Origin of the sequence: Massilia sp. 2TAF26 (genome assembly GCF_052115005.1) — a bacterium.
In the GTDB taxonomy this organism is placed as follows: Bacteria; Pseudomonadota; Gammaproteobacteria; order Burkholderiales; family Burkholderiaceae_D; genus Telluria.
In genome coordinates this window covers 1-26715 of the sequence record NZ_JBFRFV010000038.1, presented here as the reverse complement: position 1 = coordinate 26715, position 26715 = coordinate 1, and the positions used below count along the sequence as shown (strand labels likewise).

The window sequence follows — 26715 nt, the reverse complement described above, 5'->3', positions numbered from 1 at the left end:
CTATATCCATATGCATTGTTTCAGCGCATACAGCCCTGTCTCCCCGTCACAACAGCGATTTCGTGCAGGATCGCTCAACCGAACCTTGCCCTCAATCATCCTGCGCTAGAATGCATTTCTTTTAACGCGTCGGCGCCTCATCGACGCGAGTGCCGGAGCGACGATGGGCAATACGCAGGACCGCTTGAACCTCGAAAGCGTGAAGGACGTGCTGGCCCTCGCCGTCCGCGGCGCCCCGTTCGACAGCCTGCTCGCCAGCCTGCTGCAGGCGGCCTGCCGGCTGACCGGCGAAGCGACCATGGCGACGATCCATGTGGCCGAACCAGGCAGCGGTGAACTGACGCTGGGGGCGTCGATCGGCATGGACGCAGCCCTCAGCGCCGCCCTCGCGCTCATCCCGATCGGTATCCAGGAAGCCACCTGCGGCCGCGCCGCCCACCTGCGCGAGTCCGTGATCGTGCCCGACATCGCGGCCGAGCCGCGCATGGCGCCCTGGCTTCCGCTGGCAAATGCCCACGGCATCCGGGCCTGCTGGTCCTACCCGCTGCACGCGCCCGGCGGCGGGGTGATCGGCACGATCGCCCTCTATCACCGTGCGCCCTGCTCGCCCGCCCGCGCCCTTGGCGACGACATCGCCTATTTCGCCGACCTGGCGGCGCTGATCGTGCAGCGCCACCTGCGCGAACGCGACAACGATCGCCGCGGCCGCCTGTACGAGGCGATCCTGTCCGCCACGCCCGACCTGGTCTATGTGTTCGACCTGCAGCACCGCTTCGTGTATGCCAACGCGGTGCTGCTGCAGATGTGGGGCAGGTCCTGGGATGAGGCGATCGGCAAGAATTGCCTCGAGCTGGGCTACCCGGACTGGCACGCCGCCATGCACGACCGCGAGATCGAAGAGGTCAAGGCCACCAGGCGCCCGATCCGCGGCGAAGTGCCCTTCAACGGTACTTTCGGGCGCCGCATGTACGACTACATCTTCGTGCCGGTGCTGGGTCCGGACGGCGAGGTCGAGGCGGTGGCCGGCACCACCCGCGACGTCACCGAGCGCAAGCAGTTCGAGGACGAGCTGCTGGCAAGCGAGCAGCGCGCGCTTGAAGCGGCGCGCGAGGCCGAAGAGGAAAGGCAGCGCTTCCGCACCATCACCAACGCGATGCCGCAGATGGTCTGGACCGCCCTGCCGGACGGCAGCATCGATTACCACAACGACCGGTTCTACGACTTCGTCGGCCTGCGCCGGGGCGACGCCGAAGGCGCGATGTGGGCCGACGCGGCACTGCACCCGGACGACCGCCAGGCCGGCCGCGAGATCTGGGCCCGCAGCGTGGCGCGGGGCGAGCCCTACGAGATGACCTACCGGCTGCGCCACCACAGCGGCGAATTCCGCTGGATCCTGGCGCGCGCGCTGCCGCTGCGCGGCGCCGGCGGCGGCATCGTCAAGTGGCTGGGCACCGATACCGACATCCACGAAAAGAAGCTGGCCGAGGATGCCCTGCAAGACGCCAACCGGCGCAAGGACGAATTCCTGGCGATGCTGGCCCACGAGCTGCGCAATCCGCTGGCGCCGATCAGCGCCGCCGCCCAGGTGCTGCGCATCGCCCCCGCCGATCCGGCCAAGGTACGCAACTTCGCCGAGGTGATCGGGCGCCAGGTCAACCACATGACCTCACTGGTGAACGACTTGCTGGACGTCTCGCGGGTCACCCGCGGCATGGTGCAGTACGAAAAAGCGGAAATCGACCTGCGCAGCGCGATCCTGAGCGCGGCCGAACAGGCGAATCCGCTGATCGAAGCGCGCCGCCACGACCTGTCGCTGGCGCTCGGCGCGGACGGCGCCCCGGTGCTGGTGCTCGGCGACCGCGCGCGCCTGATCCAGGTGTTCGCCAACCTGCTGGCCAACGCCGCCAAGTACACGGCGGCCGGCGGCCGCATCGGCGTGACGCTCGAGGTGAGCGGCGGCCACGCGCGGGTCCTGGTGAGCGACAACGGCAGCGGCATCGACGCGGCCCTGCTGCCGCAGGTGTTCGACCTGTTCACCCAGGGCACGCGTACGCCCGACCGCGCCCAGGGCGGCCTCGGCCTGGGCCTGGCGCTGGCGCGCACCATCGTGCTGGCCCACGGCGGCCGGATCCACGCCCACAGCGGCGGCCCGGGCCAGGGCAGCTGCTTCACGGTCGAAGTGCCGCTGGCGGCCAGCGCCGCCGCCGGCCACGACGGCGGCCAGCGCCGCCGCCGGCCACGACGGCGGCGAGGATGGCGCGGCGTCGGCCGCCGGCGCACCGCTGTCGCTGATGCTGGTGGACGACAACGTCGATGCCGTCACCATGCTGGCCGCCCTGCTGGCGGCCGCGGGCCACCGGGTCGAGAGCTTCAGCGATCCCCGCAGCGCGCTGGCGGCGGCGCCGGCGGCCGCCCCGGACGCCTTCATCCTCGACATCGGCATGCCGGGCATGGACGGTTACGAGCTGGCGCGGCGCCTGCGCGCCCAGCCGGGCTGCAGCGGCGCCCTTTATGTCGCCCTGACCGGCTACGGCCAGCAGGGCGACCGCGAACTCTCGCGCGAGGCCGGCTTCGACCACCATTTCGTCAAGCCGGTGGACGCCGGCCGGCTGCTGGCGGTACTGCGCCAGCGCGCGCCGCGCACCGGCTAGCGCAACCCGGCGGGTCAGCTGCGGTCGACGATCCTGGCGATGCCGGACGCGCCGAAGGCAAACTCGGAGCGGCCCTTCATTTCGAGCAGGGTGCCGGCGGGCGGACCGCCGGGAACGTCGGCCGCCAGCCGGCCGCGCCAGGCGATCTCCACCACCAGCAGCTCGCCCACGCGCACCATGCCGGTCACGCGCTGCTCGCGTTCCGAAAACAGCCCTTTCGACTGCTCGGCGAGCTGGCGGAAGGCCGCGATGCCGCTGCTCTCGGCGGTGAGCTGGCCGCCCGAAAAATTCTCGAAGCGGATGCCGGGCTCGAGCTGGGCCAGCATGGCCTCGATGTCGAAGGCGTTATATGCCGCCAGGTAGCGTTCGATCAGTTCCTGCTGCCCTGCTTCACTCATGGCTTCCTCCTCGTTGAAAAGACGATCAGCAACGCCAGGCCACGGCCGAGGCGTCGTCGGCCTGCTTGACCGCCAGCCCGGTGCCGGCGCCGCCGCTGCGCTCGTGGGCACGCAATTCGGCCAGCAGCGTCTCGAGGCCGTCGCGCGCGCAGGCGCGGGCCAGGCCGGCGTCGGTGTACAGCGCATAGGTGTCGGACAGGCGGTAGAAACCGTCGGTCATGGCCAGCAGCATGGACCCCGGTTCGGCGCGCAGCGCATGGCGGCGCGCGGCAAACGGTCCGGCGGGTTCCAGGCACAGTCCGGGCGGCTGCAAGGCCGTGTTCTGTTCCTCGCGGCGGCGCCTGAGCATGGGCAGCAGGCGCTCGCGCCGCGCCGCCGGGTCCTGCACGCCTTCGCGCGCCAGCGCGGCGACGGCATCCTGGACCACCGCCTCCTGCGGGTTCACATAGGGATCGAGGTCCTGCACGCCGCCGTCCGGGCGCAACAGCAGGGTCTTGCAGTCGCCCAGGCAGTAGAGGATCAGTTCGGAGGCGCCGCGTCCCGGCATGATGCGGATCCAGGTCATGGCCGCGATCGGCCAGGCATACACCGGCACCGCCACGCCGTCGGTACGCGCATGAAATTCGGCGCGGACCTCGTCCAGCGCCGCGCGCACCACCTGCTCCTGCGACCCGCTCCCCGTCAACGCCCTGCCGAAGGCCGCGCCGAAGCGGCGCACGAACCAGGCGACGTCGCCGTTCTCACTGTCGATATAGTCTTGCTGCGCCACCGAACTGGCGCCGTCCAGCACCACGATATCGGTCACCTCGTCCCGCTCGAATACCGCCACATGATCCTCGTTGCCATGGCCGTCGGCCGCCGAGGACACTGATGTCCACCTCATCCATCTCTCCACCGGATACATTGCCTCAACTATAACTCAGCCGCCCAGCACGGTCACCACCACCCGGCGGCGGTGATGTCGCGGGTGCCGCGTCCGGCGGTCTTGAATTCGAGGGTGGTTTGCCAGGTCATGGGGCCTCCGGTCGTCAGTCGCGCCGCAGCGCCGCCAGCAGCCCGCGCACCTGCGCGGCCTGGGCGAAGCGCATGTCGCCGGCCGCCAGCGCTTCCAGCTCCTTGCGCGCGCCGGCACGGTCGCCGTTCTTCGCCAGGGCCGCCGCCAGATGGTAGCGGACGTCGCGGGCCTTCGGCGCAAGCAGGTGGGCCTTGCGCAGCAGCGCCAGGCCGCGCTCACGCTCCGCGCTGCCGGCGCCGTTCTCGACCAGGATCCAGGCCAGGGTGTCCATCACGTCCGGCTGTTCGCCGGCGCGCAGGTAGGCCGCTTCGGCGGTGGCCTGGGCGCGGGTGTCGCCCAGTTCCTGGTAGGCCAGCGCCAGGTTGTTGAGGACGACCGGGTTGTCCGGCTGGCGCTTCAGCACCGCCTCCAGCTGGCCGGCCGCCTGCCGGAACTCGCCCGCGGCCATCAGGGTCTGGGCCTTGTAGGCCAGCGCGCGCACGTCGTCCGGGTGGGCCGCCAGCCAGCGTTCGAGTCGGCCGCCGGCTTCCGGGACGCGGCCGGACTGGCGCAGCGCATCGTCGATCTTGATCGCCAGCTCGGTGCCCGGCTTGAGCTGGAAGGCGCGTTCGTACAGCGCCAGCGCCTCGGCAGACTGGCGCTTGGACATCAGGATGTCGCCCTGCAGCTGGTAGCCGGCCGCGGCTTCCGGATGGCGGCGCTGGAGCTGGTCGGCGACCAGCAGCGCAAGGTCGCGCGAGCCCTTGCGCACATAGATTTCGGCCAGCGCGACCTGGGCCGACGGAAAGTCGGGCTGGATCGCCAGCACACCCTTCAGCGCGTCCTCGGCCTGCGCCGGCAGGTTCTGCACCAGCGACAGGGCCGCCACCTGCATCAGCGCCTGGGCCGAACGCGGCAGCGCCAAGGACAGCTTGCGGTAGGTCTCCAGCGCCTCGCTTCGTTCGCCGTTCGCGAGCTGGCTCTTGCCCAGCAGGTCGAGCAGGTCGGGATTGTCCGGGTGTCCGACCTGCAGCGTGCGCGCCAGGTTCAGTGCCTTCTCCTGGCGGCCGGTACGCAGGTACTGGCCGATCAGGTTGACGGCCGGGCCGACCGCGTTGGGGTCGACGGCGGCGGCCTGCTCCAGCCAGCGCGTCGCCTCGTCCTGCCTGCCGGTGGCGTCGGCCAGCGAGGCGAGCATGGTCAGCGCCGGCACGCTGGCCGGGTTCCTGGCCTGGAAGTCGAGCATGAGGGTGCGCGCCAGGCCGGGGTGCTTCTCGTCCAGCGCCAGCTGGGCCAGGTCGGCCGCGGCCGCAAAATATGCCGGGTCGAGAACCAGCGCGCGCTGCAGCGAGGCGCGCGCCGCGCCGGGGTCATGGCGGGCGATCGCCACCAATCCCTTGAGTTCCTGGACGACCGGTTCGTTCGGCTTCACCCTTTCGAGGGCCTGCACCGCCTGGCCGGCGGCGTCGAACTGGCGCAGCCGCAGTTCGGTGCGGATCAGGGTCACCGCCGCGTCGAGCGAGGCGCGGTCCAGCTCGACCGCGGCCTGCAGCTCGCGCAGGGCGCGCGCGGTGTCGCCTTTCTCCAGCCTGGACAGGCCGAGCGAGGTGCGCAGGCTGCTCGAACCCGGATCGAGTTCGCTCGCCTTCTCGAACATGTCGGCGGCCCTGGCGAAGTCGCGCGCGCGCATCGACGATTCGCCGGCCAGCGCCAGCAGCTGGGCGTCGCCGAAGCCGCTGGCCTGGGGCGTGAGCAGCATCGGTTCCAGCGCTTCGCGCGCTTCCTGGCTATGGCCGCTGCCGAGCAGGCTCGATGCCAGCATCTTGCGCGCGTACAGATTGTCGGGATTGCGCTCCAGGTAGTGGCGGAAGTGGTGCTCGGCCAGGTAGTAGGAGCCGAGCCGGTAATTCACGACGCCGGCCAGCAGCACGCTGGGCATGTGTTCCGGCGCGACCCGCAACACCTTCAGCAGCGCATCGTGGGCGGCCTGCGTGCGCCCCCGCGAATAGTCGAGCAGGCCCTGGGTATAGGCCACCAGCACGCTGCCCGGCGCCAGCTTGAGCGCGGCGTCCAGCTCGGCCTGGGCCATGTCGTAGCGTCCCAGGCCGATGGCGGTATAGGCCTTCTCGACGTGGGCCGAACGATGCTGGGGCTGCAGCTTCAACACCTGGTCGTAGATGTCGAGCGCCCGCCGCCCCTGGTCCCCGGCGCGCAACAGCTCGGCCTTGAACATCAGGGCGTCGATCTGCGCGGGTTCGCGCGCCAGGATGCGTTCGGCCCAGGCGCCGGCGCCGTCCGGATCGCCGTTCAGGTAGGCCAGCCGGCCCATGCCGATCATGGCGGCGGCATCGAAGGGCCGCGCCTGCAGCGCCCTTTCGTAGAGCGCTCGCGCACGATCCTGCTTGTCGAGGGCCAGCCAGGCGTCGGCGCGCGCCGCCAGCAGCCCGCCGGCGGCGTCACCGTCCTTGCCGGTGTCGTCCAGCGCCCTCTGGAATTCGGCCTGCAGCGTGAGCGACTTCGCCAGCAGCGCCAGCGCCGCCTCCTTGGCATAGCCCAGGTTCAAGGCCTGGCGCGCCTCCTTCTCCGCCGTCATGCCGTCGCCCGTCTCGAGATAGGTGGCGGCAAGCAGGTAGCGGGTCTCGGCGTTGCCGGGTTCCGCCGCCACCGCGTTCTTCAGCGTGATCACTGCGCTGCGCTGGTCGCCGTGCTGGCGGAACTGCCTGGCCCTGGCGCGCAGCTCGGCGCCCGACTCGCTCTGGCAGGCGGCCAGCAGGATGGGCAGCACCAAGGTGCACAGCAGTCTGGAAGTGCTGAGGAAAGCAGGCATCGTCGACACCGTTCGAGATCAAAAACGTATTGTCGCGGTGCCATCAACGGGCAGGCAAGAAAAATTTCCTAATCGAACTCCTTTCAGCGAGGCGCTGGTGACGGGAAGTTTTACAGTTGCGTAGATCGCACAAACCGACCCAAAGTTAAATGCCTGATTTACAATGCATGTTTATTTGTGGCATGATTTCTGCTTAAAAAATAGTGACAACAAGACCACTGGGGGATCCGTGAAAAGCCTGCTCAAGCTCGTCCTCGGCGCTATCGCGCTCGCCGCTGCCATGAACGCCCACGCCGGCGGCATCAGCGATACCGGCGTCAACGCCTATTGGGGATCGGACAGCCACGGCTACGGCGACGTCATCGGCGGCAGCACCTACGACATCCAGGGCGCCACTATTTCCCGGGTGGGGAATGTGCTGACCATCGCGATCGCGACCAGCTTCGCCGGCCACGCCGGCATGGACTCGAACATCGTCCCCGGCGGCATCGGCTACGGCGACCTGTTCCTGGCCCAGACCTGGAACCCCTACGGCAGCGACGCCAACCACGTCAAGGACAACGACAATAACGGCACCCTGTGGTCCTACGGCTTCGCGCTGGACGACCGCTTCAGCAACAGCGGCGGGAGCTTCAAGCTGTACCAGTTGAACGGCAAGACCAACGACGCCAACGTGCTCGACTCCGACTACTTCATGAACTGCTACCGGGGCAGCAACTGCGTCTACCGCAACGGCCAGGCGACCGCCGTCAACACCAAGAGCAACCCGAACGTGTCCTACACCGGCATGACCGGCAACTGGACCGTGACCGCGAACAAGGAACTCAAGTTCACCATCACCCTCGCCTCCTCGTCCGACCTGCTGAAGTACTCCTCGCTGGCCATGCACTGGGGCGAGACCTGCCAGAACGACGTCATCGAAGGCCAGGTCAGCCTGGTGCCGCTACCAGGCGCGCTGCCGCTGACAGGCCTCGGCCTGCTGATGCTCGGCCTGTCGCGCCGGCGCCGTTTCAAGCGCCCCTGACATAGTCCAGCAGGCCCTCGGCCAGGGCGTCGAAGGCGGCCTTGCAGCGTGGACTGCCGCGCAAATCCTCGTGCATCGCCACCCAGGTGTCCAGCGGCAGCGCCAGCGCGTCCGGCAACAGCCGCACCAGCGAGGGAGTACGCCTCGCCAGCGGCGCCTGGCAGACGCCGATGCCGGCCCCGGCCCGGATCAGCGCCAGCTGGGCCAGGTCGCTGTCGGTGCGCAGCGAGAACAGCTCGCGCCCGATGCCGGGCAGCCGCGCGAGCGCCTGCCGCACGAAGGGCGTCATCCGGTCGAAGCCGATCACCGTATGGCCGGCAAGATCGTCCAGGTTTAACGGGCTGCCGTGCCGCGCCAGGTAGGCAGGACTGGCGTGCAGACCCAGCTCGATCGTGCCGATGCGCCGCGCCACCAGCTGGTCCTGGTGCGGCGGCGCCATGCGGATGGCGATGTCGGCTTCGCGCTGCAGCAGGTCCTGCATCTCGTTGGACAACACCAGCTCCACCTTCAGCGCCGGATAGCGCTCGCGCAAGGCGCCGAGGATCGGCGGCAGCACCTCGACACCGATCACTTCGCTGGCCGTCACCCGCACCACGCCGCGTACGCCGTCGCCGAAGCCGGCCGCCGCCCGCTCCAGCGCGGCGGCCGTGCTCTGCATCGCTTCGGCATGCGGGCGCAGGGCCTGGGCGGCGTCGGTTGCCAGCAACCCGGTCTGCGAGCGGGTGAACAGGACCAGGCCGAGCGCCGCCTCGAGCGCCGCGATGTGGCGGCCCACGGTCGGCTGCGCCACGCCCAACAGACGCGCGGCGCCGGACAGCGAGCCGGTGCGCAACACGCCGAGGAAGGAGCGGTAGAGCTCCCATTCGATGGTCGGAGTCATGCATAAATGTATACCGGATATGCCATCTCATGCAATTCCATTTATCCCGGCGATCGCGCACACTGTGCCGCATCTTCAAGCGAAAGGCACGACGGGAGGGCATATGGAAGGCGGAAAGACGGCATTGGTACTGGGGGCTGGCGGCGGCATCGGCGGAGAAGCGGCGCGCCAGCTGCGCGCGGAAGGCTGGACGGTCAAGGCGCTGAAACGCGGCCTGGCCCGGGAAGGGCGCGGCGCCGATGGCCTGGACTGGATCGGTGGCGATGCGCTGAAGGCGGCGGACGTGTTGCGCGCTGCGGCCGGCTGCGCCGTCATCGTCCATGCCGTCAATCCGCCCGGCTACCGCGACTGGGACAAGCTGGTGCTGCCCATGCTGGCGAATACGATCGCCGCGGCGCAAGCCGGCGGCGCGCTGGTCGTGCTCCCGGGGACGGTCTACAACTACGGTGAAGACGCGTTTCCGCTGCTGACGGAAGACGCGCCCCAGCACCCGGCCACGCGCAAGGGCGCGATCCGGGTGCGGATGGAGGCGGAGCTGCGCGATTTCTGCGCCCGCGGCGGACGGGCGCTGGTGCTGCGCGCCGGCGATTACTTCGGCCCACGCGCCGGCAACAACTGGTTCGCGCAAGGCATGGTCTCAGCCGGCCGCCCCGTCACCCGCATCCTGAATCCGGCGCGGTTCGGCGCAGGCCACCAGTGGGCCTACCTGCCGGATGTGGCCGCGGCGATGGTGGAACTGATCGGCCGGCGTGAACGCCTTGAATCCTTCGCGTCCTTCCACATGGGCGGGCATTGGGATGAAGACGGCACCGGCATGGCGCAGGCAGTGGTGCGCGCGGTCGTGCGCGCGGGAGGAAGGCCGCCGCGCATCGCCGCATTCCCGTGGTGGCTGGCGCATATCGCCGCGCCCTTCCACGCCACCATGCGCGAGCTGCTGGAGATGCGCTACCTGTGGCAACAGCCGGTCAGGATGGACAATGCGAAGCTGCTGGCGGTGCTTGGCAAGGAAGCGCACACGCCGCTGGACCAGGCGGTGGAGGCGACGCTGGCGGGACTGGGCTGCCTGCCGGCGCCGCCACTGGCCGAACGTCCCGCCTGATCGGCTTACTGGAGCAGGCGCGGCGCCGCCGACTTGCGGAATTCCGCCAGGTGGGAGGACGGGATCAGGTTGATCTCGGCCGAATGGAAATGCTCGCACAGCGGCCGCACGGCGCCGCCTTCCGGCTTCCAGCAGGCGGCCTGCTCGCCGTCTTCGTAGATGTCGACGGTCCAGCCGGAGCCGCCGATGGATTGCACGATGCCGCTCACGCCCGACTCGTAGCCGGCCGGCAGGTCGAAGGCGATCCGCAGCACGGTGGCATCCGGCAGGCGCGGATACGGCGTCGTGTAGAAATCGTAGAGTTCGGCCACCGGCCAGAACAGGGCCAGCACCTGCTGCAGCACGGTCTGGGAATTCGCGCTGCCACGTCCGGTGACGACGATGCGCACGCCCAGGCGCAGCCATTCGTCGGCCGCCGCTTCGGGACGTTCCAGGGTTTCGACTGTCAGCATGGCATTCGGGCTCCGGTAGGTTGACGCTCGTCATACTACTACCGCTACCCCTAAAGAAGCTCTCCAAAAATCACAGGATCGCGATTCTCCCTTCTGCCGGTTGCAGCTACGCCACGGAAGGCAATTTCGGCAACAGCTTGTCGAGGGTGACAGGATAATCACGTACCCGCACCCCGGTGGCGTTGTAGATCGCATTGGCGACCGCCGCGCCGACCCCGCAGATCCCTAGTTCGCCCACGCCCTTGGCCTTCATCGGCGAGGAAACCGGATCGGTCTCGTCGAGGAAGACGACATCCTGGTGCGGGATGTCGGCATGCACCGGCACCTCGTACATGGCGAGGTCGTGGTTGATGAAACAACCGATGCGCTGGTCGACCACCAGTTCTTCCATCAGGGCCGCGCCCACGCCCATCGTCATCGCACCGATCACCTGGCTGCGCGCCGACTTCGGATTCAGGATGCGGCCGGCCGCGCACACGGCCAGCATGCGCCGCACCCGCGTCTCGCCGGTGACGGCGTCGACCCCGACCTCGACAAAGTGGGCGCCGAAGGTGGATTGCTGGTATTTCTTGTCGAGCTCACCATACTCCATCTTGTCCTCGGCATTCAGCTCGCCGCCCTCGGCCGCCTGGCGCAGCGGGAAGCGTTTTCCGCCGGCCGACACCATGCCGTCGGCAAATTCGGCGCTGGCCGGATCCAGCCCCAGCTTCTGCGCCACCAGCTCGCGTAGGCGCACGCAGGCCGCGTAGACGCCGGCGGTCGAGCTGTTGCCGCCCCACTGCCCGCCCGAACCGGCGGACACCGGGTAGTTCGAGTCGCCCAGCCGCACCACCACCTGCTCCAGCGGAAGGCCCATCATCTCGGCCGCGGTCTGGGCGATGATGGTGTAGCTGCCGGTGCCGATGTCGGTCATGTCGGTTTCCACGGTCACCTGGCCGTCGCGCTCCAGGCGCACCCGCGCCGCCGAGCGCATCACCAGGTTGTTGCGGAAGGCCGCGGCCATGCCATGGCCGACCAGCCAGCGGCCGTCGCGCACCTGGCCCGGCACCGGATTGCGCTTGTTCCAGCCGAAGCGTTCGGCGCCCTGGCGCAGGCAGTCGACCAGCCGGCGCTGCGAGAATTTGCGCTCGCGCTTTTCCGGATCGACGCCGGTGTCGTTGATGATCCTGAAGGTCACCGGATCCATCTTCAGCTTTTCCGCCATCTCGTCGATCGCGATCTCGAGCGCCATCATGCCCGGCGCCTCGCCCGGCGCGCGCATCGCGTTCGCTTCCGGCAGGTCCAGGGTCGCCAGGCGCAAGGCCGTGTAGCGGTTCGGGCCCGCATACAGCAGGCGGGTCTGCTGCACCGCGGTTTCCGGCTTCCCGTCCGGCAGGTCGCCCGACCAGCTCTCGTGGGCGATGGCCGTGATGCGCCCTTCGCGCGTGCAGCCGATGCGGATGCGCTGGATGGTGGCCGGCCGGTGGGTCGTATTGTTGAACATGATGGCGCGCTGCAGGGTCACCTTCACCGGCCGCTTCGCCGCCTTCGCGCCGAGCGCCGCCAGCAGGGCTTCGGAACGCAGGAACAGCTTGCCGCCGAAGCCACCGCCCACGTAGGGCGAGACCAGGTGCACGTTCTCCTCGGCGATGCCGAGGGTCCTGGCCATGTCCTTCATGCCCCAGTTGACCATCTGGTTCGAGGTGAAGATGGTCAGCTTGTCGCCTTCCCATTTCGCGATCGAGGCATGCGGCTCCATCATCGCGTGCGACTGGTCGGGGGTGGTGTAGATGGCGTCCAGCTTGACCGGGGCCGCGGCCCAGGCGCCCTTGAAGTCGCCGGTGCGGGTCTCGGGCTTGTCTTCCTTCTTTGCGAGGCCGGCGCCGTCCTTGGCCCTGGCCAGGTCGTACTCGCCCTTGGTCTTCGCATACTCGACCCTCACCAGGGCGGCGGCGGCGCGCGCCTGCTCGAAGGTCTCGGCCACCACCAGCGCCACCGCCTGGTGGTAGTGCTCGATCTGCGGCCCGCCCAGCAGGACCGCGGTGTTGAACTTGCCCTTGCCCAGCTTGCCGGCATTCTCTGCCGTGACGATGGCGATCACGCCCGGGGCGCGCTTCGCCGCCGACAGGTCCATGGCCACGATGCGGCCCTTGGCGATGCCGGCGCCCACCACATAGCCGTAGGCGGCATCCGGAATCGCCTTGTTCTGTTCATAGGCATAGGGCGCGGTGCCGGTCGTCTTCAGCGGACCGTCGATACGGTCGGTCGGGCGGCCGACCACCTTCAGGCGGTCGATCGGATTGGTCCCGGCTGGCGTCGTGAATTTCATGCTTCATGCCCTCCTTGCTTCGAGCAGGACCCCGTCGATCGTGCGCTGCACGAGGGGCACCTTGAATGCGTTGTCCTGGGTGGTGCGGGCGCCGGCCAGCAGCTGCTCCGTCACCGCCCTGCCGCCGCGCGCCAGCTGCTGTTCGGCGCCGGGGATGCGCCAGGGCTTGTGGGCGACGCCGCCCAGCGCCACCCTGCCGCTGCCGTCCGCCTGCACCACCGCCGCCACCGATACCAGCGCGAAAGCGTAGGAGGAGCGGTCGCGCACCTTCTGGTAGAAATGGCGCCCGCCCAGCGGCTTCGGCAAGGTCACCGCCGTGATCAGCTCTCCCGGCGCCAGCACGTGCTCGAGGTGCGGCGTGTCGCCCGGCAGCCGGTGGAAGTCGGCGATCGGGATCACGCGCCTGGCGCCGTCCGCGCGCACCGTCTCGACCTGCGCATCCAGCAGCCGCATCGCCACCGCCATATCGCTCGGATGGGTGGCGATGCAGGCTTCGCTGGTGCCGACGATGGCGTGGTGGCGGTTGAAGCCGCCGATCGCCGAGCAACCGCTGCCGGGATGGCGCTTGTTGCAGGGCTGGGCGGTATCGTAGAAATAGGGACAGCGGGTGCGCTGCAGCAGGTTGCCGGCAGTGGTCGCCTTGTTGCGCAACTGCGGGGAGGCGCCGGCCAGCAGGGCCCGCGACAGCACGGCGTAGTCGCGCCGCACGCGCGGATCGGCCGCCAGGTCGGTGTTGCGCACCAGGGCGCCGACCCGCAGGCCGCCGTCGCCGGTCGGCTCGATGCGGTCCATGCCGGCGCCGTTCACGTCGATCAGGTGGACCGGCGTCTCGATCTCCAGCTTCATCAGGTCGAGCAGGTTGGTGCCGCCGGCGATGAAGCGCGCCCCTTGCGCCGCGGCGGCCGCCTGCGCGGCCTCCACCGGAGTGCCAACGCGCTGGTAGGTGAAGGCTCTCATGCTTTGGCTCCCACGCCGGCGACTTCCGAAATCGCCTCGATGATGTTGGAGTAGGCGCCGCAGCGGCAGATATTCCCGCTCATGCGCTCGCGCATCTCCATCGGCGAAAGCAGCGGGCGGGCGTCCAGGTCGGCCGTGACGTGGCTCGGAATGCCCTGCCTCACCTCGTCCAGCATCGCCGTGGCCGAGCAGATCTGGCCGGGCGTGCAATAGCCGCACTGGTAGCCGTCGTGCTTCACGAAAGCCGCCTGCAGCGGATGCAGCTGGCCCGGGCTGCCCAGTCCCTCGATCGTGACGATCTCGGCGCCCTCGTGCATCAGCGCCAGGCTGAGGCAGGAATTGATGCGTCGGCCGTCGGCGATCACGGTGCAGGCGCCGCACTGGCCCTGGTCGCAGCCCTTCTTGGTGCCGGTCAGCTGCAGGTGTTCGCGCAGCAGGTCGAGCAAGGTGGTGCGCGTATCGACTTCCTTCTCGTAGCGCTGGCCGTTGACGCGCAGCGCCACTCTGGACAGCACCGGCGCCGGGGTCGATGCCTCGGTCGCCTTCGCCACCGCCGGCGCCTGGGCAGCGGCGCCGGCCGGCAGCGCCGCCGCGGTGGCCGACAGCGCCCCCGCGATCAGCAGTTCGCGCCGCCCGCTGTCGATACCGGCGCCCTCGATCCTGAAATGTTCGTTCATGCCTGCTTCCTTTCCGGAGATTCGCGTCGCCATCTTAAGTCGATTCCCGCCCTGCACCGCACACTGTTCGGCCTGGACGAATTTGCACCAGATCGATGCAAGCCGAATCGCTGCATTTCCCGAAGCAAGTCGTGCCCTGAAGCATCACCAACCCCGGGCCCGCGGCCGAGGCGTGCGGGCGGCGCCAGCAATACTTCGGTACAATCCTTCGTTTGACCCGACCGGATCCGCCCACGATGAACCACCGCGATGCTTTCCTCGCCAACGGCGGCGACGCCGGTGCGCGCACCCTTGCACGCGACTGGAACGCCCATCCGCTCGGACCGCTAGACGGCTGGCCGGCCTCGCTGCGCATGTCGCTGGGCATGGTGCTGGGCTCCTCCTTCCCGACCTTCCTGGCCTGGGGCGAGGAGCTGTTCGTCTTCCACAACGACGCCTATGCGCCCATGCTGGGCAACAAGGTCGAGGGCGCGATCGGCACTCCGCTGCCAAGGCTGTGGTCCGAAGTCTGGGACACCATGGCCCCGCTGGCGCGCCGCGTACTGGAAGGCGAGGCCCTGTTCTTCGAGAACTTCAAGCTGACGGTGGGGCGCAATGGCTACCCGGAACAGGCCTGGTTCACCTTCTCCTACAGCCCCCTGCGGGACGACAGCGGCGTGGTGCGCGGCCTGCTGTGCACCGTGGTCGAAGTCACCGACAAGGTCCTGGCTCTGGCGCGCCACAAGGAAGCCGAGGAACGCTACGCCCTGTGTATCGAGGCGTCCGGCAATATCGGCACCTGGGCGTATGAACTCGATACCGGCGCCACCTTCGTCGACGAGCAATTCGCGCGCCTGTTCCAGGTCGATGCGGCGCTGGCGCGCGCCGGCACCGAGCTCGAACGCTTCACCGATATGATCCATCCGGACGACCGCCCGCGCGTGGTCGCCGCGATCCAGCACGCGATCGCCACCGATACACCGTACAACATCGACTACCGCATCCCGCAGCTGTCGCGGCCGGATGCCTGGGTCAACGCCCGCGGCAAGGTCTTCCACGACCTCGTCACCGGCAAGCGCCGCTTCGCCGGTGTCGCCGTCGACATCACCGAACGCAAGAACGCCGAACTGGCGCGCGACGAGAGCGAGCGGGTCGCCTCGAAGGCGCTGCTGCGCGAGCTGGAAAACCGGCGCCGCCTGGACGTGCTGCTGGACGCGGCCCCGGTCGGCATCGTCTACGTCGACGCGGCCGGCGACCTGATGGCGGCGAACGCCACCAACCGCGAGATCTGGGGCAGCCATCCGGCGCCCGGCGAGACCGAGGGTTACGAAGAGTGGAAAGGCTGGTGGCCGGCCGGCGATCCGCGTGCCGGCCAACGCATCCGCGCCGACGAATGGCCGATTTCGCGCGTGCTGCGCGGCGAAGATGTCAGCGGCGGCATCGCCGAGATCGAACCTTTCGGCGCACCCGGCACCCGGCGCACGATCCTGATCCGCACCGCCGCCATCCGTAACGAACGCAACGAGATCGTCGGCGCGGTGGCCGCCAACCTCGACATCACGGCGCGGATCGCGGCCGAGCGCGCGATGAAGGACAGCGAAGCCCGCTTCCGTTCGATCGCCGACCTGATCCCGCAGCTGGTCTGGTCGGCCGACGCCAGCGGCACCAACGACTACCTGAACATGCGCTGGCGCGAGTTCACCGGCATGCCGGAGGAAGAGCTGGGCGGCCATGGCTGGGGCAAGATCGTCCATCCCGACGACCTGCCCGGCCTGCGCGAGGCCTGGGCCCTCAGCCTGGCGGCGGGGTCGCCCTACGAGGTCGAGCATCGCCTCTACCACCACAGCGGCGAATGGCGCTGGGTGCTGAACCGCGCCCTGCCCGTCACCGGCGAGGACGGCGCCATCGTGCGCTGGATGGGCGCCCTGGCCGACATCCACGACAAGAAGCGCAACGAGGAAGAACTGAAGGCGGCGGCGCGCCGCAAGGACGAATTCCTGGCGATGCTGGCGCACGAGCTGCGCAACCCGCTGGCGCCGATCAGCAGCGCCGCCCAGCTGCTGGTGCGCGCCGCCGCCGACGAGAAGCGGGTACGCCAGTCGAGCGAGATCATCATCCGCCAGGTGCGCCACCTGACCGGGCTGGTGGACGACCTGCTGGACGTCTCTCGCGTCACGCGCGGCCTGGTCGAGCTGCAGCACGAACGGGTCGACCTGAAGGCGGTCGTGGCCAGCGCGGTCGAGCAGGCGCGCCCGCTGATCGAAGCGCGCCGCCATCGCCTCGACCAGGCCATGGACGCCGCCCCGGCCTGGGTCGACGGCGACCGCATCCGCCTGGTGCAGGTGGTGGCGAACCTGCTCAACAACGCCGCCAAGTACACGCCCCAGGGCGGCGCGATTGCACTGTCGCTGGAAGTCGGCGAAGGCAGCGCGGCGATCTCGGTGCGCGACAACGGCATCGGCATCGGGCCCGAGCTCCTGCCCCAGGTGTTCGACCTCTTCACCCAGGCCGAACGCACGCCCGACCGCGCCCAGGGCGGGCTGGGCCTGGGCCTGGCGCTGGTGAAAAGCCTGGCGGTCCTGCATGGCGGTAGCGTCGAGGCCGACAGCGCGGGCGCCGGCCAGGGCAGCCTATTTCGCATCGTGCTGCCGCTGGCGGAGGCGGGACGCAATCGCGCAGCCGGCGACGGCCGCCCGGTGGCGCCGGAGGAGCTGCCCGACCTGTCGATCCTGATCGTCGACGACAATCACGATGCGGCCCAGTCCCTGGCCGAGATCCTGCACGCCCTCGGCCACCAGGTCGCGGTCGCGCACGAACCACAGGTCGCGCTGGCGCTGGCGGAACAGGACTGGCCCCAGGTCTTCATCCTCGACATCGGCCTGCCGGACATCGACGGTTATGCGCTGGCGCGGCGCCTGCGCGCGATGGCGGAACAGAAGCCGCACGAGCGCCGTGCGGTGTACCTGGCGCTGACCGGCTACGGCCAGGCCCACGACAAGGTGCTGTCGAAAGCGGCCGGCTTCGACCGCCACTTCGTCAAGCCGGTCGACCTCGAGGCCCTGCTGGCGGCGCTGGGGGAAGCGCCCGCGGCGAAAAGCTAGCGCGGCGCCAGCGCCCTGAGCGCCTTCAGCACGTCTTCGCGGGCGGCGGTCCAGCCCTTTTCCGCCAGCAGCGGCGCGCACTGGGCGCAGGGCTCGAAGGGATTGCAGGCGTGGTCGATCTCGACATAGCGGCTGCCGGTCACCAGCTTGGCGGCGCGGGCATCGCGGTCGGATGGCGGCTCACCCTCCTTCGGCATCCAGCGGGCGAAGGCGTCGAGGGCGACGCCGGGCGGCACATACCAGCGCTTGCGGCTGGGATTCCAACGTGCGCCGAGTTCGCGGGCCTGGTCTTTTTCCGCGTAGGGAACATTCAGAAACGTCATGCCGCCATCATACCATCGGCGCCGCCAGGCCGGGCCTCAGCCCAGCCGCTCCAGCACGCCCTCGAGGTCTTCCAGCCGGTAGGGCTTGGCGACGATCCAGAACGGGAAGCCGACCTCGTCGCGGTCCGGCGCGCCGTAGCCGGACGCGAACGCCACCCGCAGCGCCGGCTGGCGCTCCACCGCGATCCGCGCCAGCTCGACCCCAGACGCGCCGGCCAGGTCGATGTCGGTGAACAGCAGGTCGAAGCGGATTTCCTCCAGCAGGCTGGTGGCCGCGCCGAAGGTGCCGGCGCCCTTGACGTCGTGGCCGAGGGCGTCGAACAGGCTGCAGGTGGTCCGCATCAGGTCCGGATTGTCTTCGGCCACCAGGATCCGGCGCCGCGCCGCGGACGGCGCCGCGCTGCCGGGTACCGGCGCCGCCGGGATGGCGCGGTTGGCCAGCAGGTGGCGTACCTTGCGCGCCAGCTGCTCGCGGCCGTAGGGCTTGGACAGCAGCTCGACACCGGGATCGAGGCGGCCGCCGTGCACGATCGCGTTCTGCGTATAGCCGGAGGTAAACAGCACCGCCAGGCCGGGCAGCAGTTCCTTGGCCTGGCGCGCCAGCTCGGGGCTGCGCAGCGGTCCGGGCATGACGACGTCGGTGAACAGCAGGTCGATCGGCATGCCGCTCTTGACGATGCACAGCGCGGCGGTGGCGTTGTCGGCCTTCAGCACGCTGTAGCCCAGGCTGCCCAGCATCTCGACCACGGTGCGCTGCACCGCCGGATCGTCCTCGACCACCAGCACGGTCTCGCTGCCGCCTTCCACCGGGCCGCCGGTCAGGCGGGTGGCCGTGTTCTCGGCCTCGAAGCTGCGCGGGAAATACATCTTCACCGTGGTGCCTTCACCGGGCTCGCTGTAGATCTTGAAGTGGCCGCCGGTCTGCTTGACGAAGCCGTAGGCCATCGACAGGCCGAGGCCGGTGCCGACGCCTTCCGGCTTGGTCGTGAAGAAGGGTTCGCAGGCGCGCTCCAGCACTTCGCGGCCCATGCCGCTGCCGGTATCGGACACCGCGATCATCACGTACTGGCCGGGCGTGATGTCCGGCTCGGCCGCCACGTAGGAATCGTCCAGCAGGGCGTTGCCGATCTCGATGGTAAGGCGGCCGCCGCCCGGCATGGCGTCGCGCGCATTGATCGCCAGGTTGAGGATCACGTTCTCGAGCTGGTTGGGGTCGACCACCGTATTCCACAGGCCGCCGCCGCGCACGGTCTCGATCTGGATGGTTTCGCCCAGCGCGCGCCGCAGCAGGTCGTCCATGCCGCCGACGATGCGGCCGGGGTTCACCACCACCGGCTGCAGCGGCTGGCGGCGGGCGAAGGCCAGCAGCTGCGCGGACAGCTTGCCGCCCCGCTCCACCGCCTGCAGGGCGGAGCCCAGCAACTGCCGGCCCTCGCCGTCCGGCAGGCGGCGCTGCAACAGTTCGAGGTTGCCGCCGACCACCTGCAGGATATTGTTGAAGTCATGGGCCACGCCGCCGGTCAGCTTGCCGATCGCTTCCAGCTTTTGCGAGCGCTGCAGCGCATGCTGGGCCGCGGACAACTCCTCGGTGCGGGCGCTGACCAGGGACTCCAGTTCGAGCTGGTGCCGCGCCAGTTCGTCCTGCGCCAGCTTTTGCTCGGTGACGTCGCTGCCCTGCACGAAGATGCCGATCACGGCGCCCATCGGATCCAGCACCGGCTGGTAGATGAAGTCCAGGTGGCGGGTCTCGCTGCCGCCGTCCGGGCCGTTGTCCAGCACCACCGGCACCGAACGCCCGATGAAGGGCTTGCCGCTGCGGTAGACCTGGTCGAGCAGGTCGCCGAAGCCCTGGGCCACCACTTCAGGCAGGGCCGCGCGGATGGTCTTGCCGATCAGTTCGCGGCCGCCGGTGAGGCTGCGGTAGGCGGCGTTCGCCAGTTCGTACACATGCTCGGGCCCGCGCAGCACGCAAATGAAGCCGGGTGCCTGCTCGAACAGGCGCTGCAGGTGCATCTTGTCGCCCTGCAGCTCGTTGGCCAGCTTGAGGGCGGCATGGGCCTCGGCCAGGGCCGCGGTGCGCTGCTCCACCATGCGCTCGAGTTCTTCCTGCTTGCGGCGCAAGCCTTCCTCGGCCAGCACCCGCTCGGTCACGTCGTTCCCCTGCGAGAAGATGCCGACCACGCTGCCGCCGTCGTCGACGATGGGCTGGTAGACGAAGTCGATGTAGCGCAGGGTCGCCTCGCCGCCGCCGGCGGGAATCACGCCCAGCGGCAGCGCGGTGCCGACGAAGGCCTGGCCGCTGGCGAACACCTGGTCGAGCAGCTCGAAGAACTGCTGGCCCTCGAGTTCCGGCAGCGCTACCCTGACCGGCTTGCCGATGATGTCCTTGAAGCCGGCCAGTCGGTGATGGGCATGGTTCTGCAGCTCGTACACATGCTCCGGCCCGCGGAAGAAGCAGACGAAGCCGGGTGCCTGCTCGAACAGGCGCAACAGCTCGCGGTAGGGGCGGCTGATCTTGGCCTGTTCGAGCGCGGATTCGGTGGCGAGGGCGGGCGGGTGCTGGGCGATGGTGTTGACGGGCTGGCTGGTCGGCGAAGGGCTCATGTCGCGGAGGATACCTCAAGCAGGGGCCGCTTCAGGAAGAATGCAAACGGCAATTTCCTCAATTTTAACTTTTTGCCGTCACCCCGACAAGAAGATGTCTTCAAATTAACACATTCAGCCCTGCATGCCCCAGCGCCTGACCGTCAGGCGTTCCACCGCGTCGAACACGATATGCTCGAACAGCAGGCCGATCACGATCACGGTGGCGAGTCCGGCAAACACCTTGTCGGTGAACAGCTCGTTGCGGCTCTGGAAAATGTACCAGCCGAGGCCGCCCTTGCCCGAGGTGGTGCCGAACACCAGCTCGGCCGCGATCAGGGTGCGCCAGGCGAAGGCCCAGCCGATCTTCAGGCCGGACAGGATGGCCGGCAGCGCCGCCGGCACCAGGATCTGGGTGACGATCCGGAGCCCGCCCAGGCCGTAGTTGCGGCCGGCCATGCGCAGGGTCTGCGGCACCGCACGGAAGCCGGCGTAGGCGTTCAGCGACAGCGGCCACATCACGGAGTGCACCAGCACGAACACCAGGCTGCCCTTGCCCAGCCCGAACCAGAGCAGGGCCAGCGGCAGCAAGGCGATCGCCGGCAGCGGGTTGAACATGGCGGTCAGGGTCTCCAGCAGGTCGCGGCCGATGCGGCTGCTCATCGCCACGGACGTCAGCAGGAAGGCACCCGCCACGCCGGCCAGGTAGCCCTGCAGCAGCACGCCCAGCGACACCCCCACGTAGCGTGGCAGCTCGCCTGACACCACGCCGTCCACGAACGCGCGCGCGGTCTGCAGGAAACCCGGCAGCAGCAGGTCGTTGCCGGCCACGTGGGCCGCCCATTCCCACAGCGCGGCCAGCAAGGCCAGCAGCACGGCCTTGCGCAGCCAGCCGGCTTGCAGCAGGGTCCGGCCCAGGCGTTCGCGGGCCGTGGCGGGCCGCGCTGCCGCCTCGAGCGGCGGCGGTGGCAGCAGCGGCAGCTCGTATTCCGGCCGCACCGGCGGTTCAACGCGGGCGTTCATGAGCGCACCGCCAGGGTCGGCACGGCCACGGTGACGTCCTCGTCGGGCCGGGACGGATCAAGGCTCTGTTCGCCGAACAGCAGGCGGTGGATGCGCTGGGCCGCGGCCTGGAATTCGGCGCTGCCGCTGCTGGCCAGGCCGAACTGGTGGCTGTCGATCTCGGCCCGCACCCGGCCCGGATGCGGCGACAGCAGCAGGATGCGGTTGCCGACCACCAGCGCTTCCTCGATCGAATGGGTGACGAACAGCATGGTGAAGCGGGCCTCTTCCCACAGCGCCTGCAGCTCTTCCTGCATGCGGCGGCGGGTGAGCGCGTCCAGCGCCGCGAAGGGTTCGTCCATCAGCAGGATGTCGGGCTGCATCGCCAGCGCGCGCGCGATCGCCACCCTCGCCTTCATCCCGCCCGACAGGGTGTGCGGATAGCTGTCGGCAAAGCGCGCCAGCCCGACCGTCCCGATCCAGTGCAGGGCGCGGGCCTCGGCCTCCCTGCGCTTCACGCCGCCCGCCAGCAGCGGGAACATCACGTTCTGCCTGACCGTCTTCCACGGCGGCAGCTGGTCGAATTCCTGGAACACGACGATGCGGTCGCGGCCCGGCCCAACGATGCGGCGGCCGCGCAGCAGCAGGCCGCCGGAGGTCGGCTGGACGAAGCCGGCGGCAGCCTTCAGCAGGGTCGACTTGCCGCAGCCGGAAGGCCCGAGCAGCACGAAGCGGTCGCCCTCATGAACGTCGAAACTGACCTCGTGGGTGGCGCGCACCCGGGCGCCGCCGCTCGTGTAGTCGATGCTGAGGTCCTGGGCCCGCAACAGGGGCGCCGGCGCCTGGAAAGGATAGATGTTCATGCTGCGCCCTCCCCTTCAGCTGCCCGACGCCAGCGCCGGATGCTCGAAGAAGTAGTCGCGCCACGACGCCGGCTGCTTCCTGATCGCGCCGGCCTGGTGCAGGAACCGGGCCAGGCCCAGGGTATTCTGCGGCGCCACCTTGAACTGGATCTGCGGATTGCCGATCACCTTCAGGAGGAAAGCGCGGTCGGTCCTGGCCTTGGTCACGCGCAGGTAGGCGTCGGCGGCCAGCTCGCGGTTGGCGCTGATCAGCTGGGCCGCTTCGTTCAGTGCGTCGATGAAGGCGCGGTAGGTCTTCGGGTTTTCCTTCACCCATTTTTCGGTGGCGTAGAGCACCGTGGACGACGCCGGGCCGCCCAGCACCTCATATGAATTCAGCACAATGTGGGCCTTCGGATTGCCGGCCAGTTCCTGTTCCTGGAAAGGTGGCTTTGCAGAACGAAATTATGTCCACAAGGGGTGGGTGGGTGGCACAGGAACCAGTTAAATCAACGAATGGATGCAAATCTGGCCCGAACAGCAGGACATAAAGTGTCCACAATTATCGTCCATAAGGATCCAAGAGTCACTCCCGGGGGCTCCGCCCCCTACGATACCTCGCGAACGACTGCGTTCGATCCTCGGGCGGCAAGGGTAAAACCACACCCCTGCCACCACTCGGTGAGCGTGGGCCGCTACGCCAGCGTCAAGGGTGAGCTGCGCGGGTGCTCGCCAGTCCCAGCGCCGAAGGCGCTGGGACTGGGGATACAGGCGGCGCTGACTGGACAGGTCATGGCCCAGGTCTCGTCGCTATTGGCCGCGGGGCTGATCCGTGCCGGCCGACTCGTACCCGTGCTAATTTGGCATGTGGCGAGTCACCAGATGTCCGCAAGGTACGCCAACCGTAGTGTGGCGTACTCAGCATGCGCGTGAACTTGAAGTACGTCGACGGACCGCTGACGGTCACAGGATCCGCTCTGTGATTTAAATTCGACTAACGACAGCCTCGTTATGAGGCTAAATGAGAGCTGCGGTAGGTGCACAAACCCATTACGAAATTTCCAAATTATAGGAAGTATGAGTGGACGAACACGATTAAGGGTCTCATACACTCGATGTGACCGTCGAATCATTGATTGTTAAATCCTTCGAGCCTTTTGAAACTTAATTCGCCGATCTGGCTACCTCGCGAGTGCGCCCGGTAGTCCAAGCGGGCGCGCATCATCTAGAGTAATTAGATGATGCCAAATAGCAATCCTCTCAGGGTCGGAATCGTCGGCGCTGGCACTGCCGGCTTGGCAGCCGCTATTGCGCTTCCCCGTGCCGGGCACCACGTCACAGTTTTTGAAAAGCACGCCGGTATGGCGTCGCTCGGCGCCGGCGTGTTGATACAACCGCAGGGCATTGCCGCATTTGAAATGCTCGGCGTTGGCAAAGCCTTCCATGACGCCAGTGTTCCTGTTACAGGCCTGCTAGGGACCTGTCATCGCAACTAGACCCTGGTCGATTTCACGTATGAGGAAGTACCAGCGCGGAGCGTGAGTCGCCTGGCCCTGTCGCAAGTGCTGCTCGACGCTGCACTTGCCCTTGGCGTTCGCATCAGTTATTGCAACATCTAACGCCATACGGCTTTCTTTATGAGTAATCGAAACCGCGTGCTTTACTTACGGTCACAGCGATCGCTAAGTTCGAGCCATTTTTGTCGATCGCTTGTCATCAGGTTTCTGCTCGCTGTCACATCTCGCAAGACGCTACATTCATCTGGCGAACTATGTTTGAGTTCGGAGTACTGCACATCCGTGCGGTTGTACGCTGATTTTGGTCGCGAGGCCGGGGTAAACACTGACGAACTTGACGACTCGTTATCACTTCCAATTTTTTTCATGGCGTTAAGCGAAGTGTACAAGTCATTGGTCAACGCTTGGTGATAACGAGAGAGCTCGTCAAGGGAGCTTTTCTGTATTTTAGCTATCACGGGATTAGAAGCCACAGAGCCAGTGGCTCCGGTCTGAAGATATCGATATAGTTCTTCACCCAAGTCAGCGCGCACCTCGCCGCTGTCTCGTTTAAACAACATTTTTGAAAGCGGTGAATTTGGTTTCAGCGCTTCGGTAAAGAATTTCGTCGGGTTTGACCATATTTCCTTTGCGGTCGAGAACTGTTCGGTCCAGTCATTTGCTTTTTTTAGTCGCTCCGCGATGCGACGATTTTCTTCTGATTCGTTTTTGTCTTGCCGCTCGCGATTGACGCGTGACGCCGCCGCCGCTGTACACTGCTGCCTTCGTTCAAACATCAAATTGCGTAACATATTTGCCCGCGCATCCAGCGCGCAGCATTGAGTCCATGCTGTCATACCCGAATTAGCGCAGCGACCAAAGTGTGGTGGCTGACGCATACATTGCATCGTCTCGTCCGATGCTTTTGAAACGATCTTTGTCATTTCTTCTGACGCGCCGGCACAATCTAAATAAGTTGGGTTAATTGGAACGTCCGGAAGAGTCTCTGCCGCAGTTTGGCTGGCTAGCGAAATTGAACAAAGGATCGCCATGGCGACCGTGCATCGTTTCAAGAACACCATGATCCTCACCTTTCTCAATCACTTGGTAGAGCAAAATTGCTATGAGTCGCGCACATCGAATGACGTCATCCACCGGTAGAGCATTTTTGTAAAAGTCATCTTTCGCGCTGCGCCATACATGAAACGATGATCGCCATTTCCCTCATCGCCACAGCGCCGTAATACATGTTAACGTAGCTCGCAGCACAGCTATCGGCAATACCCCGTCCGGTAAAACGATATGTCCCGTTTTCCAATGCTGCGCGCATCTGGTCCGCATTATTGGTAACGGTACGCATACATTGCATGGCAACAACTCGTTGCTTTTCCGATTCGTTAGCATTTTTCAAGAAAGTCCGTGCGGCAGCACCCGGCGAAATTTGTTGCGAAAGCAACCTCTGATAGTCCGCTTCCACATCCTCAATCAAAATTTGATTTCGAACCGCTGTGAGCTCGGAGTGTGAATACTCTGGCAGTTGAGGTGCGAGATGCGCTAGGGTGGTCGGGCATTCTCCCGACGCACTAGGATTGCTTAAGGTATTTGCCTTTTGGCGCGTAATCTCCTCAGATTGAGCCGCTGAATGAGAAGATGCCGCCATGCGGATTGCTAAACGAGAATTGACATCGCTACCCGCTGTAGTTGGACGATCGTTGGACCCGAAAGGATTGTCGAGCGATTCGCGGTACTTAGCTTCATTAGCTTGCCGAATTTTTTCGCTCGCATCGGCAAGCGTTCGAGAACGCTGTTCCTTCAGCGCAGCTTGCCGTTGCTCCTCCCTGGCCACAGCTGCAGCCTGGGCTTCTGCACGAAGCGCGCGCTGTTGGGCTAACGAACTATCGTCATCGTCAGACGACGTCGAGGAAGTTAAGATCTGCTGTATTAAAGTTGCCGCTTGCTGAGCCGCTGCTGCCCGTGAGTTGCTTGATGAGCCAGTACCACTTTGGACAGGCGCGCCGGTTTGTCCAGTCCCGTTTGATCGTAAACGCGTTTGACGAATAATTCTGGGCGCTTCTGCTGCCATTCCTTGAGTGCGAGGATAGGCGTTTTATTGTCGATGGCGCGTTGTGGAATGTGGTGGTTGTACAGCTTCAAGTAGTTCAGCAATGTGGTCTGCAGATCGGCCCTGCTGTCGAAGCGGGTTTGCTGTAGCAGTTCGTTGATCCGGCCGTTGAAACGCTCGACCATGCCATTCGTTTGAGGATGACGCGGCGGTGCTAGTCGATGCTCGGCAGGTAGGGCTGCGCAAGCGACGTCGAAGGCGTGCTTGCCGCTGGGCTTCTTGTCTTTGGTGACGAAACGGTCGGTGAACTGTGAGCCGTTGTCGGTCAGGATCTTGCTGATCTTGATGGGCGAAGCCAGCTTGAGCCGACGCAGGAAGTCGACGCTGCTCGCTTCGGTCATGTCGCTGTAGATGTGCATGAAAACCCAGCGCGTGGCGCGGTCGATGGCGACGAACAGATAGCGCCGCGAGGTCTCGTCGGGCATCTGCGGCAGGTACTTGATGTCGATGTGGATGAAGCCTGGCTCATAGTCCTTGAAGGTTTTCTTCGGTACGATCGTTTCGCCCTCGGCCTTCGGAATTACATCCTCCAGGCGCGCCATGCCTTCGCGCTTGAGAAGACGGGCGATACCGGAGCGGGACACATCGGCATTGATGTACTGCTGGGTGATGAACAGCAGATCGTCGAGCGGCAGGTAGAGCGACTGACGTAGAGCCAGGACGATGGCCTCCTGGGCCGTGCTCAAGGTTGTGTGCAGTGTGTGGGCACGATGGGAGCGATCCTGCACATCGTCTCGCCCCAGCCACTTCTGTGCGGTGGCCCGTGTGACGTTGAACACTCTGGCCGCTTCCCTGGACGACAGGCCGGAATCCTTGATTTCCTGGCGGATTTTCGGCGTGGTTCGGGCTTGCGGATGGATGCGTGAACTCATGCTGCAAACTGCTCCTGGTGGGATTGATCACTGGGACTGCTGAACCCAGCAATCAAGTCAGCCAGCATAGCCTTTGCACGAAACAAAGGCCAGCTACGACGCGGAACATGATCACACGAAACTAAACA

At 66.9% G+C, this 26715-nt stretch carries 20 protein-coding genes and 2 pseudogenes; 6 read left to right on the top strand and 16 right to left on the bottom strand.

From position 1 onward, the window contains the following. Nucleotides 1-163 precede the first annotated feature (163 nt). Both AB4Z32_RS24980 and AB4Z32_RS24975 read left to right on the top strand, forming a co-directional pair. Nucleotides 164-2179 (top strand): annotated as a pseudogene (locus AB4Z32_RS24980) (sensor histidine kinase); the annotation flags it as partial. Between the two features lie 112 nt (nt 2180-2291). Next, nucleotides 2292-2651, top strand: a complete 360-nt coding sequence (locus AB4Z32_RS24975) for a response regulator (protein WP_442124576.1) — start codon at nt 2292-2294, stop codon at nt 2649-2651. A 14-nt stretch (nt 2652-2665) separates the two neighbouring features. On the opposite strand, the gene AB4Z32_RS24970 is transcribed toward AB4Z32_RS24975, so the two are convergent. The 3 genes from AB4Z32_RS24970 to prsT form a co-directional block, all read right to left on the bottom strand. Next, nucleotides 2666-2977 (bottom strand): nuclear transport factor 2 family protein, encoded by a 312-nt coding sequence (locus AB4Z32_RS24970; protein ID WP_442124575.1) that lies wholly within the window; start codon nt 2975-2977, stop codon nt 2666-2668. Between the two features lie 97 nt (nt 2978-3074). Further along, entirely contained in the window at nt 3075-3932 is an 858-nt protein-coding gene (locus tag AB4Z32_RS24965; RefSeq protein WP_442124559.1) for a protein phosphatase 2C domain-containing protein, read from the bottom strand. 145 nt (nt 3933-4077) lie between these two features. After that, the gene (gene prsT, locus AB4Z32_RS24960; protein WP_442124558.1) at nt 4078-6870 is read right to left on the bottom strand and encodes an XrtA/PEP-CTERM system TPR-repeat protein PrsT; all 2793 of its coding nucleotides are present in this window, start codon (nt 6868-6870) and stop codon (nt 4078-4080) included. A gap of 229 nt (nt 6871-7099) precedes the next feature. Here prsT and AB4Z32_RS24955 point away from each other — a divergent pair, with 229 nt between their 5' ends. Then, a complete protein-coding gene (locus tag AB4Z32_RS24955) occupies nt 7100-7894 on the top strand; it encodes a hypothetical protein (RefSeq protein WP_442124557.1) in 795 nt (264 codons plus the stop codon). Here the strand turns inward: AB4Z32_RS24955 and AB4Z32_RS24950 are convergent. Beyond that, nucleotides 7881-8774 (bottom strand): LysR family transcriptional regulator, encoded by an 894-nt coding sequence (locus AB4Z32_RS24950; protein ID WP_442124556.1) that lies wholly within the window; start codon nt 8772-8774, stop codon nt 7881-7883. The two genes, AB4Z32_RS24955 and AB4Z32_RS24950, sit on opposite strands and share 14 nt — an antisense overlap. 103 nt (nt 8775-8877) lie before the next feature. Here AB4Z32_RS24950 and AB4Z32_RS24945 point away from each other — a divergent pair, with 103 nt between their 5' ends. Continuing rightward, complete coding sequence (locus tag AB4Z32_RS24945; RefSeq protein WP_442124555.1) at nt 8878-9873, top strand: NAD-dependent epimerase/dehydratase family protein; 996 nt, start codon at nt 8878-8880, stop codon at nt 9871-9873. A 5-nt stretch (nt 9874-9878) separates the two neighbouring features. On the opposite strand, the gene AB4Z32_RS24940 is transcribed toward AB4Z32_RS24945, so the two are convergent. From AB4Z32_RS24940 to paoA, 4 genes are all read right to left on the bottom strand, one after another. Further along, nucleotides 9879-10325, bottom strand: a complete 447-nt coding sequence (locus AB4Z32_RS24940) for a hypothetical protein (RefSeq protein WP_442124554.1) — start codon at nt 10323-10325, stop codon at nt 9879-9881. A 106-nt stretch (nt 10326-10431) separates the two neighbouring features. After that, nucleotides 10432-12633: an aldehyde oxidoreductase molybdenum-binding subunit PaoC gene (paoC, locus tag AB4Z32_RS24935; protein ID WP_442124553.1), complete on the bottom strand. Its 2202-nt coding sequence runs from the start codon at nt 12631-12633 to the stop codon at nt 10432-10434. 3 nt (nt 12634-12636) lie between these two features. After that, nucleotides 12637-13590, bottom strand: coding sequence for an FAD binding domain-containing protein (locus AB4Z32_RS24930; RefSeq protein ID WP_442124552.1), 954 nt, complete (start codon nt 13588-13590; stop codon nt 12637-12639). Then, nucleotides 13587-14267 carry an aldehyde dehydrogenase iron-sulfur subunit PaoA gene (paoA, locus tag AB4Z32_RS24925; RefSeq protein ID WP_442124551.1) on the bottom strand — a complete coding sequence of 227 codons (681 nt, stop codon included), beginning with the start codon at nt 14265-14267 and terminating at the stop codon, nt 13587-13589. Before paoA ends, AB4Z32_RS24930 begins: the two co-directional genes overlap by 4 nt. Nucleotides 14268-14503: 236 nt before the next feature. Between paoA and AB4Z32_RS24920 the strand changes: the two genes are divergently transcribed. Beyond that, nucleotides 14504-17347, top strand: coding sequence for a hybrid sensor histidine kinase/response regulator (locus AB4Z32_RS24920; RefSeq protein WP_442124550.1), 2844 nt, complete (start codon nt 14504-14506; stop codon nt 17345-17347). On the opposite strand, the gene AB4Z32_RS24915 is transcribed toward AB4Z32_RS24920, so the two are convergent. From AB4Z32_RS24915 to AB4Z32_RS24895, 5 genes and pseudogenes are all read right to left on the bottom strand, one after another. Continuing rightward, complete coding sequence (locus AB4Z32_RS24915; RefSeq protein WP_442124549.1) at nt 17344-17670, bottom strand: DUF5710 domain-containing protein; 327 nt, start codon at nt 17668-17670, stop codon at nt 17344-17346. The two genes, AB4Z32_RS24920 and AB4Z32_RS24915, sit on opposite strands and share 4 nt — an antisense overlap. A gap of 36 nt (nt 17671-17706) precedes the next feature. Beyond that, a complete protein-coding gene (locus tag AB4Z32_RS24910; protein ID WP_442124548.1) occupies nt 17707-20274 on the bottom strand; it encodes a response regulator in 2568 nt (855 codons plus the stop codon). A gap of 114 nt (nt 20275-20388) precedes the next feature. Then, complete coding sequence (locus AB4Z32_RS24905; protein ID WP_442124547.1) at nt 20389-21276, bottom strand: ABC transporter permease; 888 nt, start codon at nt 21274-21276, stop codon at nt 20389-20391. Next, nucleotides 21273-22118: an ABC transporter ATP-binding protein gene (locus tag AB4Z32_RS24900; protein WP_442124546.1), complete on the bottom strand. Its 846-nt coding sequence runs from the start codon at nt 22116-22118 to the stop codon at nt 21273-21275. The genes AB4Z32_RS24905 and AB4Z32_RS24900 overlap by 4 nt, the downstream gene beginning before the upstream one ends. Before the next feature lie 15 nt (nt 22119-22133). Then, nucleotides 22134-22547 (bottom strand): annotated as a pseudogene (locus AB4Z32_RS24895) (ABC transporter substrate-binding protein); the annotation flags it as partial. Between the two features lie 788 nt (nt 22548-23335). On the opposite strand from AB4Z32_RS24895, the gene AB4Z32_RS24890 reads away from it, so the two are divergent. After that, nucleotides 23336-23593, top strand: coding sequence for an FAD-dependent oxidoreductase (locus AB4Z32_RS24890; protein ID WP_442124545.1), 258 nt, complete (start codon nt 23336-23338; stop codon nt 23591-23593). A gap of 164 nt (nt 23594-23757) precedes the next feature. On the opposite strand, the gene AB4Z32_RS24885 is transcribed toward AB4Z32_RS24890, so the two are convergent. From AB4Z32_RS24885 to AB4Z32_RS24875, 3 genes are all read right to left on the bottom strand, one after another. Further along, nucleotides 23758-24675, bottom strand: coding sequence for a hypothetical protein (locus AB4Z32_RS24885; RefSeq protein WP_442124544.1), 918 nt, complete (start codon nt 24673-24675; stop codon nt 23758-23760). A 95-nt stretch (nt 24676-24770) separates the two neighbouring features. Further along, nucleotides 24771-25439, bottom strand: a complete 669-nt coding sequence (locus AB4Z32_RS24880; RefSeq protein ID WP_442124543.1) for a hypothetical protein — start codon at nt 25437-25439, stop codon at nt 24771-24773. Nucleotides 25440-25534: 95 nt separating this feature from the next. After that, nucleotides 25535-26587: an IS481 family transposase gene (locus AB4Z32_RS24875; protein WP_442124542.1), complete on the bottom strand. Its 1053-nt coding sequence runs from the start codon at nt 26585-26587 to the stop codon at nt 25535-25537. Nucleotides 26588-26715: the final 128 nt, after the last annotated feature.

Coding starts and splice junctions, on each gene's coding strand:
- AB4Z32_RS24945 (WP_442124555.1), top strand. CDS start 8,878: ATGGAAGGCGGAAAGACGGCATTGGTACTGGGGGCTGGCGGCGGCATC.
- AB4Z32_RS24915 (WP_442124549.1), bottom strand. CDS start 17,670: ATGACGTTTCTGAATGTTCCCTACGCGGAAAAAGACCAGGCCCGCGAA.
- AB4Z32_RS24970 (WP_442124575.1), bottom strand. CDS start 2,977: ATGCTGGCCCAGCTCGAGCCCGGCATCCGCTTCGAGAATTTTTCGGGC.
- AB4Z32_RS24905 (WP_442124547.1), bottom strand. CDS start 21,276: ATGAACGCCCGCGTTGAACCGCCGGTGCGGCCGGAATACGAGCTGCCG.
- AB4Z32_RS24910 (WP_442124548.1), bottom strand. CDS start 20,274: ATGAGCCCTTCGCCGACCAGCCAGCCCGTCAACACCATCGCCCAGCAC.
- paoA (WP_442124551.1), bottom strand. CDS start 14,267: ATGAACGAACATTTCAGGATCGAGGGCGCCGGTATCGACAGCGGGCGG.
- AB4Z32_RS24920 (WP_442124550.1), top strand. CDS start 14,504: ATGAACCACCGCGATGCTTTCCTCGCCAACGGCGGCGACGCCGGTGCG.
- AB4Z32_RS24940 (WP_442124554.1), bottom strand. CDS start 10,325: ATGCTGACAGTCGAAACCCTGGAACGTCCCGAAGCGGCGGCCGACGAA.
- AB4Z32_RS24875 (WP_442124542.1), bottom strand. CDS start 26,587: ATGAGTTCACGCATCCATCCGCAAGCCCGAACCACGCCGAAAATCCGC.
- AB4Z32_RS24965 (WP_442124559.1), bottom strand. CDS start 3,932: ATGAGGTGGACATCAGTGTCCTCGGCGGCCGACGGCCATGGCAACGAG.
- AB4Z32_RS24930 (WP_442124552.1), bottom strand. CDS start 13,590: ATGAGAGCCTTCACCTACCAGCGCGTTGGCACTCCGGTGGAGGCCGCG.
- AB4Z32_RS24950 (WP_442124556.1), bottom strand. CDS start 8,774: ATGACTCCGACCATCGAATGGGAGCTCTACCGCTCCTTCCTCGGCGTG.
- paoC (WP_442124553.1), bottom strand. CDS start 12,633: ATGAAATTCACGACGCCAGCCGGGACCAATCCGATCGACCGCCTGAAG.
- AB4Z32_RS24900 (WP_442124546.1), bottom strand. CDS start 22,118: ATGAACATCTATCCTTTCCAGGCGCCGGCGCCCCTGTTGCGGGCCCAG.
- AB4Z32_RS24890 (WP_442124545.1), top strand. CDS start 23,336: ATGATGCCAAATAGCAATCCTCTCAGGGTCGGAATCGTCGGCGCTGGC.
- prsT (WP_442124558.1), bottom strand. CDS start 6,870: ATGCCTGCTTTCCTCAGCACTTCCAGACTGCTGTGCACCTTGGTGCTG.
- AB4Z32_RS24975 (WP_442124576.1), top strand. CDS start 2,292: ATGCTGGTGGACGACAACGTCGATGCCGTCACCATGCTGGCCGCCCTG.
- AB4Z32_RS24885 (WP_442124544.1), bottom strand. CDS start 24,675: ATGGTGTTCTTGAAACGATGCACGGTCGCCATGGCGATCCTTTGTTCA.